This is a genomic window from Mycobacterium paraffinicum (assembly GCF_025822865.1).
GTDB lineage: Bacteria > Actinomycetota > Actinomycetes > Mycobacteriales > Mycobacteriaceae > Mycobacterium > Mycobacterium paraffinicum.
Window position 1 is genome coordinate 130,711 of record NZ_JACKUR010000014.1, and the last position, 13,887, is coordinate 144,597.

General features: G+C 67.9%; 12 protein-coding genes and 1 tRNA gene. 7 read left to right on the top strand and 6 right to left on the bottom strand.

The features are described from left to right. Window positions 1-3: 3 nt before the first annotated feature. From H7J89_RS04195 to H7J89_RS04205, 3 genes are all read right to left on the bottom strand, one after another. On the bottom strand, window positions 4-1,008 hold the full coding sequence (locus H7J89_RS04195) for an alpha/beta fold hydrolase (protein ID WP_308205069.1): 1,005 nt from the start codon (window positions 1,006-1,008) through the stop codon (window positions 4-6). A gap of 137 nt (window positions 1,009-1,145) precedes the next feature. Next, on the bottom strand, window positions 1,146-1,538 hold the full coding sequence (locus tag H7J89_RS04200; protein ID WP_067212556.1) for a Fur family transcriptional regulator: 393 nt from the start codon (window positions 1,536-1,538) through the stop codon (window positions 1,146-1,148). 73 nt (window positions 1,539-1,611) lie between these two features. Next, complete coding sequence (locus H7J89_RS04205) at window positions 1,612-2,040, bottom strand: ArsR/SmtB family transcription factor (RefSeq protein WP_372513714.1); 429 nt, start codon at window positions 2,038-2,040, stop codon at window positions 1,612-1,614. A 182-nt stretch (window positions 2,041-2,222) separates the two neighbouring features. Here H7J89_RS04205 and H7J89_RS04210 point away from each other — a divergent pair, with 182 nt between their 5' ends. From H7J89_RS04210 to H7J89_RS04220, 3 genes are all read left to right on the top strand, one after another. Continuing rightward, window positions 2,223-3,620, top strand: a complete 1,398-nt coding sequence (locus tag H7J89_RS04210; RefSeq protein ID WP_264037097.1) for a glycine--tRNA ligase — start codon at window positions 2,223-2,225, stop codon at window positions 3,618-3,620. 221 nt (window positions 3,621-3,841) lie between these two features. After that, on the top strand, window positions 3,842-5,044 hold the full coding sequence (locus tag H7J89_RS04215) for a PPE family protein (RefSeq protein ID WP_264036752.1): 1,203 nt from the start codon (window positions 3,842-3,844) through the stop codon (window positions 5,042-5,044). Between the two features lie 166 nt (window positions 5,045-5,210). Beyond that, window positions 5,211-5,525: a hypothetical protein gene (locus H7J89_RS04220; protein ID WP_264036754.1), complete on the top strand. Its 315-nt coding sequence runs from the start codon at window positions 5,211-5,213 to the stop codon at window positions 5,523-5,525. A gap of 24 nt (window positions 5,526-5,549) precedes the next feature. On the opposite strand, the gene H7J89_RS04225 is transcribed toward H7J89_RS04220, so the two are convergent. Beyond that, on the bottom strand, window positions 5,550-7,526 hold the full coding sequence (locus tag H7J89_RS04225; protein ID WP_264036756.1) for a TPM domain-containing protein: 1,977 nt from the start codon (window positions 7,524-7,526) through the stop codon (window positions 5,550-5,552). A 107-nt stretch (window positions 7,527-7,633) separates the two neighbouring features. Between H7J89_RS04225 and H7J89_RS04230 the strand changes: the two genes are divergently transcribed. From H7J89_RS04230 to dnaG, 3 genes are all read left to right on the top strand, one after another. After that, window positions 7,634-8,902 carry a deoxyguanosinetriphosphate triphosphohydrolase gene (locus tag H7J89_RS04230; protein ID WP_264036758.1) on the top strand — a complete coding sequence of 423 codons (1,269 nt, stop codon included), beginning with the start codon at window positions 7,634-7,636 and terminating at the stop codon, window positions 8,900-8,902. A 64-nt stretch (window positions 8,903-8,966) separates the two neighbouring features. Then, the gene (gene sodC, locus H7J89_RS04235) at window positions 8,967-9,575 is read left to right on the top strand and encodes a superoxide dismutase[Cu-Zn] (protein WP_264036760.1); all 609 of its coding nucleotides are present in this window, start codon (window positions 8,967-8,969) and stop codon (window positions 9,573-9,575) included. A gap of 30 nt (window positions 9,576-9,605) precedes the next feature. After that, the gene (gene dnaG, locus H7J89_RS04240; protein ID WP_264036762.1) at window positions 9,606-11,597 is read left to right on the top strand and encodes a DNA primase; all 1,992 of its coding nucleotides are present in this window, start codon (window positions 9,606-9,608) and stop codon (window positions 11,595-11,597) included. Here the strand turns inward: dnaG and H7J89_RS04245 are convergent. Then, window positions 11,572-11,853 (bottom strand): hypothetical protein, encoded by a 282-nt coding sequence (locus H7J89_RS04245; protein WP_264036764.1) that lies wholly within the window; start codon window positions 11,851-11,853, stop codon window positions 11,572-11,574. The two genes, dnaG and H7J89_RS04245, sit on opposite strands and share 26 nt — an antisense overlap. A 152-nt stretch (window positions 11,854-12,005) precedes the next feature. Here H7J89_RS04245 and H7J89_RS04250 point away from each other — a divergent pair. After that, window positions 12,006-12,078 (top strand) — tRNA-Asn (locus H7J89_RS04250). 145 nt (window positions 12,079-12,223) lie between these two features. Here the strand turns inward: H7J89_RS04250 and H7J89_RS04255 are convergent. After that, window positions 12,224-13,870: an NAD-dependent malic enzyme gene (locus H7J89_RS04255; RefSeq protein ID WP_264036766.1), complete on the bottom strand. Its 1,647-nt coding sequence runs from the start codon at window positions 13,868-13,870 to the stop codon at window positions 12,224-12,226. Window positions 13,871-13,887 lie beyond the last annotated feature (17 nt).

The following is a 13,887-nucleotide window of genomic DNA, read 5'->3' on the forward strand; positions in this document are numbered from 1 at the left end:
GCTCTAGGACACCGCCGACTCGGCCAGCGCGACGGCTGCCGATCCCCGGGCGTTTTCGGCCACGCGGGTCTGCAGCAATGAGCGTAGGAGGTCTTGGTCGTGCTGAGCCGGCAGGGTCGAGTCGACGAACCGCTCGACGACTTCGACGAAGCGATCCGGGTCGTCTTTGAACGGCATGTGCCCGGAGTTTTCGAAGATCTCTAAGCGTGACCCGGGCACCGCATCGTGGGCCATCCGGGCGTGGTCGACCGGGATCACGAAGTCGTCCTCGCCCCAGATCACTTGCACCGGAATGGGTTGCGCGAGATAGCTTCGGTCCAGCATTGTGACGAATTGGCCGCGCCTGTCCACCACCGACCGCAAGGTGCGCGCGAACGCCGACAATGCGCGCGGGTCCCGGAAGCCTTCGAGCAGATTCACCACATCGGCGACGTCGTGCCCGAGGTTGGTGGGGCCCAGTACGGTAGCCATGGCCCGCCCGAACAGTCGGATCGCCGGCATCACGCCCGGCATGCGCAGCATCGCCAGGGCCTCGCTGCCCAACGGCATCGCCGCCAATCGCAAGGCCGCGCTTACTTCCTGGGCGACGCCACCGGCGCTGACCAGCACGATGCGCTCCACCAGCTGCGGGTACTGATAGGCGAATTGCATTGCGACACCGCCACCGAACGAATGCCCGACCACGGTGACACGGTCGATGTCAAGCGCGGCAAGCAGGTCGCGCATGCCGTTCGCGAAGGCCGCCAACGAGTAGTCGGCGCGTGGTTTGTCCGATTCCCCGTGGCCCAGCAGGTCCGGTGCGATGACCGTGAACCGTCGCGCAAGTTTGGCGTGCACAGGCTCCCATGCCGTGGACTTGTCGCCGACGCCGTGGATCAGCAGCAGAGCCGGTCCCGATCCGGCGATCCGGAAGGCGCGTCGGTGGCCGTGGATGGTGCGAAATTGCAGTGAAGGAGCCTCGACGACGTCGCGTACGGGCCGCAGGTGGGGTGATGCGTGGTGCCGCATTGTGCTCTCAATTCCCTAGAGTTCTTGGTGTCTCGGCCGGTGGGCCACTCATGGGTAGGAGCACGCGGCGGGCGCGTGTTGGACACTTTTTTCAGAACTTTTTTCCGCCGGGCCGCATTCGGCCGGCTCGGGTCAACCTAGGACCCGCACTGTGAACACGTGCCGAAGATCTCGATGGTGTGGCTGACGTCGGAATAGCCGTGTTTGGAGGCGACTTGCGCCGCCCACTGTTCGACCTCGTGGTCGCCGACTTCGATGGTGGAACCGCAGCTGCGACAGACCAGATGATGATGGTGGTGTTCGGAGCACCTGCGGTAGACCGACTCGCCGGTGTCGGTGCGCAGCGTGTCGACCATTCCGGCCGCCGCCATTGATTGCAGCGTCCGGTAGACGGTGGTCAGCCCGATGTTCTCACCGCGGCGGCGCAGCTCGTCGTGCAACTCCTGCGCCGAGCGGAAGTCGTCGAGGGTGTCCATCAGCGTGGAGATCGCCGCCCGCTGACGCGTCGACCGGACACTCGCGCCTGTCATTGGCGCCATCCCCCAAAAGCGGGTGGTGCCCCCACCTCAGCATCACTTCGTTCTGCATCGTCGCCGGCGCGTGTCATTGGGTGTCCTCGCTCGCGTGGGCGACCGCGTCCACCACGATGTGTGCCAGGTGATGGTCGGCAAGCCGGTAAAGCACCTCGCGGCCGGATCGCTCCCCGGCGACGACGCCGGCGGCCTTCAGGATCTTCAGGTGCTGGCTGACCAGTGGCTGCGGCACGCCGAGCGCGTCGACCAGCTCGTGCACGCAGCGCTGGGATTCACGTAACTGCAGGACGATGGCGATCCGCACCGGGGCGGCCAGCGCGCGCAGCAGCTCACCGGCCGCGTCGAGGATCTCGCGCGGCGGCGGGACGGGGTAATCGGCCGGCGCGTGTCCACCGGATCCGGTTTCGCCGTGCTCGTGGGCAACCACGCTCATGGCCGGTCCCACGTCACCATCGGCGGTGGCCGGCAGCGAGGAAGGCGGGGATGGGGACATCGCCATGGAGAGAGTCATCACCTCGAGAAGGACCAGGTAGCGGGGAGGGCGCGCCGTGAGGCGGTTGACTTCCACTGTCACATGCATGATGACGCATGTCAAAGACCGCGGGGCCGATCGTTACGATGACGAATGCTCTGCGCACGGCGGTCGAGCGCCGCTCGTGCCCGTTCAACCCCGGAAAGGGAGTGCACCACCCCGTGGCGTCCGTCATCGACACCGTAGTGAACCTGGCCAAACGGCGCGGCTTCGTCTTTCCTTCGGGAGAGATCTACGGCGGCACCCGGTCGGCGTGGGACTACGGCCCGCTGGGAGTGGAACTCAAGGAGAACATCAAGCGGCAGTGGTGGCGATCGGTGGTCACCGGGCGCGACGACGTCGTGGGCATTGATTCGTCGATCATCCTGCCGAGGCAGGTCTGGGTGGCCTCCGGCCACGTCGAGGTCTTCCACGACCCACTGGTCGAGTGCCTGAACTGCCATCACCGGCATCGCCAGGACCACATGCAGGAGGCTTACGCGGCGAAGAAGGGGATCGACGACCCCGACTCGGTGCCGATGACGGAGATCGTCTGCCCGGATTGCGGAACCAAGGGCCAGTGGACGGAGCCGCGCGAGTTCAACATGATGCTCAAGACCCACCTCGGGCCGATCGAGACCGAGGAGGGCTTGCACTATCTGCGTCCGGAGACCGCGCAGGGCATCTTCGTCAACTTCGCCAACGTCGTCACCACCGCGCGCAAGAAGCCGCCGTTCGGTATCGGCCAGATCGGCAAGAGTTTTCGCAATGAGATCACGCCGGGCAACTTCATTTTCCGGACCCGCGAATTCGAGCAGATGGAAATGGAATTCTTCGTAGAGCCGTCGACCGCGAAGGAATGGCACCAGTATTGGATCGACACCCGGCTGCAGTGGTATCTCGAGCTGGGTATCGACCCGCAGAATCTGCGGTTATTCGAACATCCCGCCGAGAAGCTTTCGCACTACTCCGACCGGACCGTCGACATCGAGTACAAGTTCGGCTTCGCGGGCAACCCGTGGGGCGAGCTGGAGGGCGTCGCCAACCGGACCGACTTCGACTTGTCCACGCACGCAAAACATTCCGGCGCCGACCTGTCGTACTACGACCAGGGCACCGATACCCGGTACATCCCATATGTCATCGAACCGGCGGCCGGGCTGACGCGGTCGTTCATGGCGTTTCTGATCGACGCCTACACCGAGGACCAGGCACCCAACGCCAAGGGTGTGATGGAGAAGCGCACGCTGCTCCGGCTGGATCCGCGGTTGGCCCCGGTCAAGGCCGCGGTGCTGCCGCTGTCCCGGCACGCCGACTTGAGTCCAAAAGCCCGCGACCTGGCCGCCGAATTGCGCACGTGCTGGAACATCGATTTCGACGACGCCGGCGCGATCGGGCGCCGTTACCGGCGCCAGGACGAGGTGGGGACGCCGTTCTGTGTGACGGTGGATTTCGACTCCCTCGAAGACAACGCCGTCACGGTGCGCCGGCGCGATGACATGAAACAGGAGCGCGTCGCGATGAACGCCGTCGCCGACTACTTGGCGGCGCGGCTCAAGGGTTGCTGACGGCGCTGGCACCGCCGGTTCCGGAACTCACGCCTTGCCTGTTGACCGGCATGGACACGCCGCCGCCACGTAATTAAACGTTTCGTAAAAAACCGTATTTGGGTAGCCGATTGGCTTAGGCTCGATCCGAATGTTGCTCACGTGTCTAGTCGCCGGGGGTGGGTGTCGGTTCGTGTGGGTGTAGGTGTCGTTGACTCGGTAGGCGTTGGGTTGGGGATGCGATGATTCCAGCTTTTATGCTGTTCCCCCCCGAGATCAACTCTGCCCTGATGTACGGCGGCGCCGGCCCCGGCCCACTGTTGACGGCGGCCTCGGCCTGGGAAGCACTGGCGGCGGACTTGGCGGCTGCGGCGGCGTCGTTCGAGTCGGTTGTGACGGGAGTGGCTGCCGGCCCCTGGATGGGCCCGTCGTCGGTGGCGATGGTGGCGGCCGCGACGCCGTACCTACAGTGGCTGATCTCGGCCGCCGGGCAAGCCGAGTTGGCGGCGGCCCAGGCCACGGCGGCGGCGGGGGCCTACGAGGCGGCGTTCATGGCGACGGTGCCCACCCCGGAGGTGCTCGAGAATCGCCTCCGGCTGCTGATGCTGATCGCCACGAACTTCCTCGGTCAGAACACCCCGGCGATCGCGATGACCGAAATCGAGTACATGGAGATGTGGGCCCAGGACGTGGCCGCGATGGTGGGCTATCACATCGGGGCGCAGACCGTGGCGGCGACGCTGCCGGCGTTCAGCGCCCCGCCGGTAGCCCTGGGTGGACTGGCGGGACTGGTGACGGCGCCGCTGGACTTCGTGTCCCAGGCTTTCGGAGCGTTCTCGTCGCTGGGGGCCGGCTTTGTCTCGCAGCTGCAGGCGGTGCTCGGGGCGTTCTTCCCCGGGCTGTCGTCGGTGACGTCGTTACTCTCGTCGATGCCGGTCACGACGATGACCGCCCTGGCGCCGATCGGGATGTACCCCGCAACCGCGCTGATGTCCCCGATGATGGTGCTGGCCCACAACGTCGGGCCGGCGGCACCCGCGATGGCCGGTGTCACCACGGTGGCCGGGCAGGCCCCGCTCGCCACCGGCGGCCTGCAGACGCCGCAATCGCTCGGTGGGCTGGGCGTCGCCACGGCCGGGTTGGGCACCGCGCGGTTCGTGGGAGCGATTACGGTCCCACCGACCTGGCAGGGGTCGATGCCGGTTCCGGCCGTCCTGACGAGTCTCGCGGTGCCGGCGTTGGGCACCCAACTACCGACCCCGATCGCGACCGGCGGATCGTCCTCCGCGTCGGCCGCACCCGCCGGTTCCACGTCGGCCATGGCCATGGCGATGGACGATCGGGACGCCGACAAAGACAAGACCGACCGGAGGGGTCGCCGCGGCGGGGAGAACCCGCACGTGGTGCAGTCGCGGCCCAAGGTGGTGCCGCGGACCAAGGGCTGATAGCCGGGGGAGCCCGCTCGCCGACCCCGGCTTAAGAGTCGGGGATGCCTGCGGAAGCAAATCCACGTTTTTCGGGTATTTGTCTGAAGTTTGGCTTACGATGTGCCTGCTTGCTGTTATTAGGTTCGGCCACAGCATCCGAAAGTCGGCTGTGGAAGGGGGCAACATGCTTTTGCCTCTTGGTCCGCCGTTACCAGATGACTCGGTGTCGGCGGTTCGGGGTGAGTCGGGGATGCTCGGCGGCCTGTCGGTTCCACTCGTTTGGGGTGTGGTCGTGCCGCCGGACGACTACGACCATTGGGCCCCGAAGCCGGAAGTGAGCGTCGATCCCGGCGATCCGACGGCCGATGTCCCCGCCCCGGCCGCGGTCGCGGACGCCAAAGAATGGAACGAGTGGCAGCGGTGGGAAGGCGAAACCGAGCCCCACTTCGACGTACCGCGCAGCGGAGGCGTGATTCCGCATTCACCGGCCGCCGGTTGACTGCGGTGTTCTAGGGCGAGCGGCTCAGAATCGGCCGCCGCCGCCCATGAAGCCGCCGCCGGAGGACCCCCCCGAAGACCCGCCGAACGATGTGGGACTCCAGCCGCCGAAGCCGCCCCGCATGCCCCCACTGAGCAGGTCGCCGATGATGATGCCGCCCAGCATTGCCCCCATGTCGCTGCCCCCGCGACGCGTGTAGGCGCGCTGAATCGATTGCACATCGGCATTGGCCAACGACTGCGCCTGGGCGGCCAGCGTCGACGCCGCGTTGGCGTGGGAAATCGCCTCGGCCGGGTTCGCCGGCCTCTTGTCCCGCGCGGCTTGCAGGTGCCGGGCGGCTTCGGCCAGCCGGGTGCGGGCCTCTGGGCCGATGCTGCCGCGACGCGTGTCGATGTAGTCGGAGACCGCGCGCACCCGCGACTCGGCGGTGAACAACGCCTGCTCCAGTGACCGGTTGAGCTGCTCGGCGGTGGCCTGCTCCTGCGCCAGGGTGACCAGCAGCCCGTTGAGATCGGCATCCGCTTTGGCCAACTGGGCGAACGCGCCGAGCGGATCGGTGGAGCCGCCGGCACGCGCGCTGTCGAAGGCCCGCGTGGCCGCATCGCGCGCCGCGCGCAGATCGCCGGTGTGAGCGGTCGTCTCCGCTCTCTGCAGGAGATCGCCCGCCCGGGTGATGTCGGCCTGAATGTCGGCCATGGCCGACGGCAGCCGGTCGATGGCGTGCTGGATGTCGGTGGCCGCATTGTCCACCGAGTCGAGTAGCGCCCGCGCCTGCCCGAGCGCGGACTCCGCGGCGCGAAACGCGTCCACCAAGCCGGCCTGCCGGCCGCTGACGGCTTCGGCGGCCAAATCCCGGGCGGTGCCGATGTTGCGGTCGGCGAACGCCAGCCGCTCCTTGGCGGCCGAGACATTGCCGGACACGGAAGTCAGTGCGGTGGCGTCGAATTGGTCGTGCAGTTCGGCCAGCCGCTGCTCTGACGGCGCTATCCGGGTGGTGAGCTCAACGTATTGCTGCGTGAGCGCGTCGAGCCGCGACGGGGCATTGATCACCAGATCGCGTAGGTTCTCGAACGCCTCGGTCTGCGACTCCAATTCCCGATCGGCGCGCGCCGCCGACATGACGACCCGGGTGAGCAACTCGCGGCGCTGGTCGGGCGTCTCCGATGCGCTGTCGTCCAGTTGCTGTCGTACCGTGAACGCTTGGGCCAGAGCGGCTTTCGCGTTGGTCACGGCTTGGGTGAAGGGTTGGGTCCGCTCTTCACCGAACTCGGCGATCGTTAGGTCGAGTTCGTTGGAGCTGGTTCGCACGGCGTTGTCCACGTCCACTACGAGTGCACGCGAGAGGTCGTCGAGGGCCTGCAGCGGCACGGCGGCCAGCGCTTGGGAGTTCGTGGGGTCGACCCGTCGGGCCGCGGCCAATTCGGCCGCGCGCCGGCGCCGACCGCGATAGCGCATGACCAACAGCAAGGCCGCCACCGCGACGAGAATGATCGCGAGCGTGGCCAGCAGGGCCACGCGGCCGGACGAACCCGGTGACGTGTTGAGCCCGTTGGCCGCCGCGACCGCGGCACCGCTCCAGTCGCTGTTGTGCAACGCGGGCTCGATCTTGTTGTGCCGCAAGTCATCGACCTGGCGGGCGTTGACGCTCTTGACGGTGGCCGGCACCAGGAAGGCGTAGGCACGGCCGGCTGTGGCGACGGCGAGCAGGGCGTCATAGTCACCCAGATCGCTGGTACGCGCTGTGCGCTGCGCCCAGTTAACCGGGCCCTGGTCGGAGAAGTCGTCGACGTAGACCACCCACAGCCGGATGTGGCGATCCGTGTATAGCTTGCGCACCGCCGCTGTGACCGCCGCACGGCCGGATTCCGACAGGGCGCCCGCGTCGTCGGTGACGTAATCCGCCAGCCGGAACGGGGGTTGTGCGCCGGCTCCGGGTGCCACGAGCAGCCCGCCGCTGAAGGCAATTGCGAGGATGACACCTAGCAAGCGGGCAGTGCGCATGACGTCAATCTAGCCCCGCGGCGACGCGGGCAAAGAGCCGTGCGGCGGAGCGGTCCCCCGTCCCGCGTTCCCTGGCAGACTGTGCTGCGGTGACTAAGAAGGCGGACATGAATCGGCAAGACCCCTACGACGAGTTCGACCGTCAACGGCGGGTACGTGAAGCGCCGAAGACTGCCGGTCTACCGGGTACGGAAGGTCAGCACCGCACCGACTTCGCCCGGGACCGCGCCCGGGTACTGCACAGCGCCGCGCTGCGCCGGCTCGCCGACAAGACCCAGGTCGTCGGGCCCCGCGAGGGTGACACGCCACGCACCCGGCTGACCCACTCGCTGGAGGTCGCCCAGATCGGGCGGGGGATGGCGATCGGCTTGGGTTGCGACCTCGACCTGGTCGAGCTGGCCGGCCTGGCCCACGACATCGGCCACCCCCCGTACGGCCACAACGGCGAGCGCGCCCTGGAGGAGTTCGCCGCCGACTACGGCGGTTTTGAGGGGAACGCGCAAAACTTCCGCATCCTGACCAGCCTCGAGCCCAAAGTGCTTGACGGCCAAGGCAATAGCGCGGGGCTCAACCTGACCCGCGCCTCCCTGGACGCGGTCACCAAGTATCCGTGGTACCGCGGCGGACGGCTGGGTCCCGCAAGGAAGTTCGGGTTCTACGACGAGGACCGCGAGCCGGCGACCTGGGTTCGTGCCCGCGCGCCGGAGGGCCGGATGTGCCTGGAAGCGCAGGTGATGGACTGGGCTGACGATGTCGCCTATTCGGTCCACGACGTCGAGGACGGCGTCGTCTCCCAGCGCATCGACCTGCGCGTGCTCGCCGACGACGACGAGGCGGCCGCTCTGGCCAAACTGGGCGAGAGCGAATTCTCCCGGGTGAGCGCCGACGACTTCTTGGCGGCCGCCCGGCGGCTCTCCGGGCTGCCGGTGGTCGCCGCCGTCGGCAAGTACGACGCCACGCTGGCCGCGGCGGTCGCGCTCAAGCGACTCACCAGTGAATTGGTCGGCCGGTTCGCCTCGGCCGCCATTGCCACGACGCGCGCCGCGGCCGGACCCGGGCCGCTGGTCCGCTACCGGGCCGACCTGCTGGTGCCCGACCTGGTGCGCGCGGAGGTCGCCCTGCTGAAAATCCTGGCGCTGCAGTTCATCATGTCCGATCCGAGGCATCTCAATACCCAGGGCCTGCAGCGTGAACGGATCCACCGGGTCGCGCGGTGGCTCTACTCCGGGGCACCCCAGACGCTCGACCCGGTCTTCGCCGCGGCGTTCACCACCGCGGCCGACGACCGCGCCCGGCTACGGGTCATCGTCGATCAGATCGCCTCATACACCGAGGGCCGGCTGGAACGTATCGACGCGCGCCAGGCCACCGGTTAGCCGCTACTCGGCCGCAGGTCATCCCACGGCAGTCCCGACGTCCTCGCGGGCTAGGCTGCCCGACATGACCAAATTCAGCGGTATCGCCACCCTCGCGGTGGGGCTTCCCGTCGTCGCCATGACCGCCTGCAGCTCCCCCCAACAGGCGAGCACCCAGCCCGGCACCACCCCTCCGGTGAAGAGCGCCCCACCGGCGTCGTCGGGTGAGACGACGACTCCCGCGCCTAACGGCGAATCGCTCACCGCGCAACTGAAGACGCCGGACGGGCGGTCGGCCGCCACGGCGACGTTCGACTTCACCGGCGGGTACGTGACCGTCACCGTCAAGACGGTGGCCGGCGGCATCCTGTCACCCGGCCTGCATGGCCTGCACGTCCACGAAATCGGCAAATGCGAGCCCAACTCGGTCGCCCCGACCGGCGGTCCGCCCGGAAACTTCCTGTCCGCCGGCGGCCACTACCAGGCGCCCGGACACACCGGCAAGCCGGAAAGCGGCGACCTGACGTCGCTGCAGGTGCGTTCGGACGGCTCGGCCTACCTGGTCACCACCACGGATGCGTTCAACCGGGACGAGCTGCTGGGCGGCAACAAGACCGCCTTGATGCTGCACGGCGCCCAAGACACCGACACCGCGATGGAACGGGTGGCATGCGGCGTCATCGGAACCGGATAGCCGGCCGGCTCGGCGCTCTAGACTGAGCCGATGTCCAGCCCGGCAGGTTCGTGGGGGCACCACCCGCGCGCGGGGGAGGATGACGCCCGGCCAAAGGGCCGGGGCCGGATTCCCGATCGCGACATCGCCGCCATCCGCGAGCGGGTCCGCATCGAGGAAGTCGTCGGCGATTACGTCCAATTGCGGCGCGCCGGTGCAGATTCCCTCAAGGGCCTGTGCCCGTTTCACGACGAGAAGTCGCCGTCGTTCCACGTTCGCCCCAACCACGGCCACTTCCACTGCTTTGGTTGCGGGGAGGGCGGCGACGTCTACGCCTTCATCCAGAAGATCGAACACGTCACCTTCGTCGAGGCCGTCGAGCTGCTCGCCGACCGGATCGGCCACACCATCAGCTACACCGGCCCGGCGACCAGCGTGCAGCGCGACCGCGGCAGCCGCAGCCGGCTCGTCGCGGCCAACGCGGCCGCGGCCGAGTTCTACGCGGCGGCGCTGGAATCCGACGAGGCCGCACCGGCCCGCCAGTACCTGACGGAACGGAACTTCGACGCCGAGGCGGCCCGGCGATTCGGCTGCGGATTCGCGCCGTCCGGGTGGGACTCACTGACAAAACATCTGGTGCGCAAGGGTTTCGAGTTCAAGGAGCTGGAATCGGCCGGCCTGTCGCGGCAGGGGCGGCGCGGCCCGATCGACCGCTTCCACCGCCGGCTGTTGTGGCCCATCCGCAGCGCGGCCGGCGAGGTAATCGGGTTCGGCGCCCGCCGCCTCTTCGACGACGATCCGATGGAAGCCAAGTACATCAATACCCCCGAGACGCTGCTGTACAAGAAGTCGTCGGTGATGTTCGGCATCGACCTGGCCAAACGCGACATCGCCAAGGGGCACCAGGCGGTCGTCGTCGAGGGCTACACCGACGTGATGGCGATGCATCTGGCCGGCGTCACCACCGCCGTGGCCTCCTGCGGCACCGCATTCGGGGACGAGCATCTGTCGATGCTGCGCCGGCTGATGATGGACGACAGCTTCTTCCGCGGGGAGCTGATCTACGTCTTCGACGGTGATGCGGCCGGCCGCGCTGCCGCGCTCAAGGCCTTTGGCGGCGAGCAGAATCTGGCGGGGCAATCCTTTGTCGCGGTGGCCCCGGACGGCATGGATCCCTGCGACTTGCGCTTGAAGTCCGGCGACGGCGCGCTGCGCGACCTGGTGGCGCGGCGCACCCCCTTGTTCGAATTCGCGATACGCACCGCGCTGGCCGAGATGGACCTGGACAGCGCCGAGGGCAGGGTCGCGGCGCTGCGCCGCTGCGTGCCGATGGTGAGCCAGATCAAAGACCCCACGCTGCGCGACGAGTACGCCCGCCAGCTCGCCGGCTGGGTCGGCTGGGACGACGTGGCGCAGGTCATCGACCGGGTGCGCACCCAGGCCAAGAAGTCGCCGGCCCCGGCGCGGGGCGGTTCCGGCCCGAACGCCCCCCGCGGCGCAGCCCAGCAGCCCCGTGCGGGGGCCCCGGGCCGCCTCGCCGCCACGCTTCCCGACCCTCGTGACCCGACGCTCAGGCCGCAGCGTGCGGCGCTCAAGTCGGCGTTGCAGTACCCGGCGCTGGCCGGGCCGGTGTTCGACACGCTCCCCGTCGAAAGCTTCACCCATCCCGGTTACGCCGCCGTGCGCGCTGCCATCGAGGCCGCGGGCGGCACGTCGAGCGGCATCACCGGGGCACAGTGGATCGACGCGGTGCGCCAACGCGCAGGCTCAGACCTCACCGCCGGGCTGGTCAGCGAGCTCGGCGTGGAGGCCATCCAGGTGGACGACGACGAGAAGCTGGTGCGCTATATCGCCGGCGTGCTGGCCCGGCTGCAGGAAGTGTGGATGGGCCGGCAGATCGCCGAGGTGAAGTCCAAGCTGCAGCGCATGTCGCCGATCGAACAGGGCGACGACTACCACGCGTTATTCGGTGACCTGGTAGCGATGGAGGCCTACCGGCGCAGCCTGCTGGAGCAGGCTAGCGGCGACGATCTGACGATGTGAGGGCTTCCTCGGCGGCCGGTCGCTCGGCACCGCGCTCCAAGATGGCCGTTTGATCGTCGATCTGGGCAACGGTCACGAACCCGGCGTCCGGGGAGATCCGATTCGCGATCTTGCGGCGCCCGCCTTGGATCACCGACTTGGCCACCGGGCTGCTGGTCAGGGCGCGATAGGTGCCGACGATCTGCTCGTATCGGCGACGCCCGGCCTTCGAGCCCAGCACGTAACCCAGTCCCAGCACCACGACATACCGGATCAAAGCGTTCCTCCCGACTAGCGACCGTTCCCATCCTGCCTCACCGGCCCCGGTGCGTGCGCGCCCGATCCGGTCCCCGGGGCGAGACGAGGTCGGTCCCGTCCAGTTGGGTGCGGTTATGCCAGTACGCTAGAGTCGTCCCGCGATTGTGTTGATCCCCTGTAGCTCAATTGGCAGAGCGTTCGGCTGTTAACCGATAGGTTCCTGGTTCGAGTCCAGGCGGGGGAGCAAGGTTGAGGCTCAGTGTCCGGCGCTCTGGCCGCCGTCGATGTGGAGGGCTCCCCGGTCACAAGGTGGCGGCCTCCAGGTTGCCGATGAGGTGACGCCGCTGGCGCCGTACCCGAACGACCCCGGGGCGGGCCAACCCGATGCGCTAGTCGTACGCCGGGGTCCAGACGGTGTCCAGGACGGCTTGCCGTGGGTCGGCATGCGTCCGTGTGGCCACCCCGCCGGACACGGCGGCGTGATAGACGGCTTCGGCGACCGCCGTCGAGATGGCGCGCAATTCCCTGACATCGGGGAGCAGTGAATCCCCCGCCTTTGACGGGCTGGCCTGCTGCACAACGGCTTTCGCCGCCGCCTGCAGCATGGCCTTGGTCAGCAGCCTGGCCCCCGCGACGATGATGCCCAGCCCGATTCCGGGGAACACCAGCACGTTGTTGGCCTGCCCGATCGTGTAGGTGGTGCCGTCGTATTCGACCGGCGCGACGGGGGTGCCGGTGGTGATCAGCGCCTTGCCGTCGGACCACTGCAATACGTCGGCCGGCATGGCTTCCATCCGCGAGGTCGGGTTGGACAGCGGGAAGATCATCGGGCGGTCGCAGGACGCGGTCATGGCCTGCACGACCTTCTCCGTGAAGGCCCCGAAAACGGTCGACGAGCCCAGCAGAATGGTGGGGGAGGCGAGCTTGATGGCGTCCACCAGGCCCACCCGGTTCTCGGGACCCACGCCGAGCTCGGCGCGGTTCTTCGCATAGGGCACTTGGAAATCCCGCAGATCATCCATGTCGTCGAACAGCAGCCCCTGCCTGTCGATCGGCCAGATCTGAGCCGTGGCCTGTTCGACGGAGGCGCCGTCGGACACCATGGCATCGCGGATCTGGTCGGCCACCCCGATCCCGGCGGTGCCGGCCCCGAACACAATCGCCCGCTGGTCGCGCATCGGGACCCCGGTGAGATGGCAGCCGCCGTACACGGCCGCCACCACCACCGCGCCGGTTCCCTGGACGTCGTCGTTGAACACGCAGTACTTCTCGCCGTAGTCGCGCAGGATCCGCCGCGCGTTCAACGGCCCGAAGTCCTCGAAATGCAGGATCGCCCTCGGGAAGAGCCGGTGCGCGATTTCGATGTAGCGGTTGACGAGCTCGTCGTACTCCTCGCCGCGGCGTCGCGCGTGCCGATTGCCCAAATAGAACGGATCCTGCAGCAGCTGTTCGTTATTGGTGCCGACATCGAGGGAGACCGCGAGGCAGCGGCGCGGGTCGATGCCACCACCTGCGGTATACAGCGCCAACTTGCCCACCGCGATCTGGATGCCGCCCACGCCCCAGTCGCCGATGCCCAGGATGGCTTCGGCGTCCGTGCACACGATCAGGTCCACGTCGTCGGGTTCCAGCCCGAAAGTTTCGAAGGCCGGCTCGATCTCGTCGGGCTCGTCGATGCTCAGAAAAAGCCCGCGTTGTCCGCGGTACTCGTCTGAAAATCGTTGAATGGCCTCTCCGACGGTGGGCGTGTAGACCACCGGCATCAGCTCGGGCAGATGGTCTTCCAGCACCTTGTAGTAGAGCAGCTCGTGGCGGTAATGCAACTGCTCCAGTAACAGGTTGCGGCCCAGATCGGTTGCCAGGCTTTGTAATTGGCGCCACACCCGGTCGGCCTGTTCGTCAAGCGTCAACACCGCTGACGGAAGTCGTCCGGTCAGACCCAGCTGCCGCCGCTGCTCGTGTGTGAAGCCGACTCCACGGTTCAGACTGGGCGAGGACAGCGCCGCCGGGATCTTCGGCGCGTGCGGGTCGCTCATCGCAAATCTCCGTCCGT

Coding starts and splice junctions, on each gene's coding strand:
- H7J89_RS04215 (WP_264036752.1), top strand. CDS start 3,842: ATGATTCCAGCTTTTATGCTGTTCCCCCCCGAGATCAACTCTGCCCTG.
- H7J89_RS04225 (WP_264036756.1), bottom strand. CDS start 7,526: ATGCGCACTGCCCGCTTGCTAGGTGTCATCCTCGCAATTGCCTTCAGC.
- H7J89_RS04195 (WP_308205069.1), bottom strand. CDS start 1,008: ATGCGGCACCACGCATCACCCCACCTGCGGCCCGTACGCGACGTCGTC.
- H7J89_RS04205 (WP_372513714.1), bottom strand. CDS start 2,040: ATGGCGATGTCCCCATCCCCGCCTTCCTCGCTGCCGGCCACCGCCGAT.
- H7J89_RS04255 (WP_264036766.1), bottom strand. CDS start 13,870: ATGAGCGACCCGCACGCGCCGAAGATCCCGGCGGCGCTGTCCTCGCCC.
- dnaG (WP_264036762.1), top strand. CDS start 9,606: ATGTCCAGCCCGGCAGGTTCGTGGGGGCACCACCCGCGCGCGGGGGAG.
- H7J89_RS04230 (WP_264036758.1), top strand. CDS start 7,634: ATGAATCGGCAAGACCCCTACGACGAGTTCGACCGTCAACGGCGGGTA.
- H7J89_RS04220 (WP_264036754.1), top strand. CDS start 5,211: ATGCTTTTGCCTCTTGGTCCGCCGTTACCAGATGACTCGGTGTCGGCG.
- sodC (WP_264036760.1), top strand. CDS start 8,967: ATGACCAAATTCAGCGGTATCGCCACCCTCGCGGTGGGGCTTCCCGTC.
- H7J89_RS04200 (WP_067212556.1), bottom strand. CDS start 1,538: ATGACAGGCGCGAGTGTCCGGTCGACGCGTCAGCGGGCGGCGATCTCC.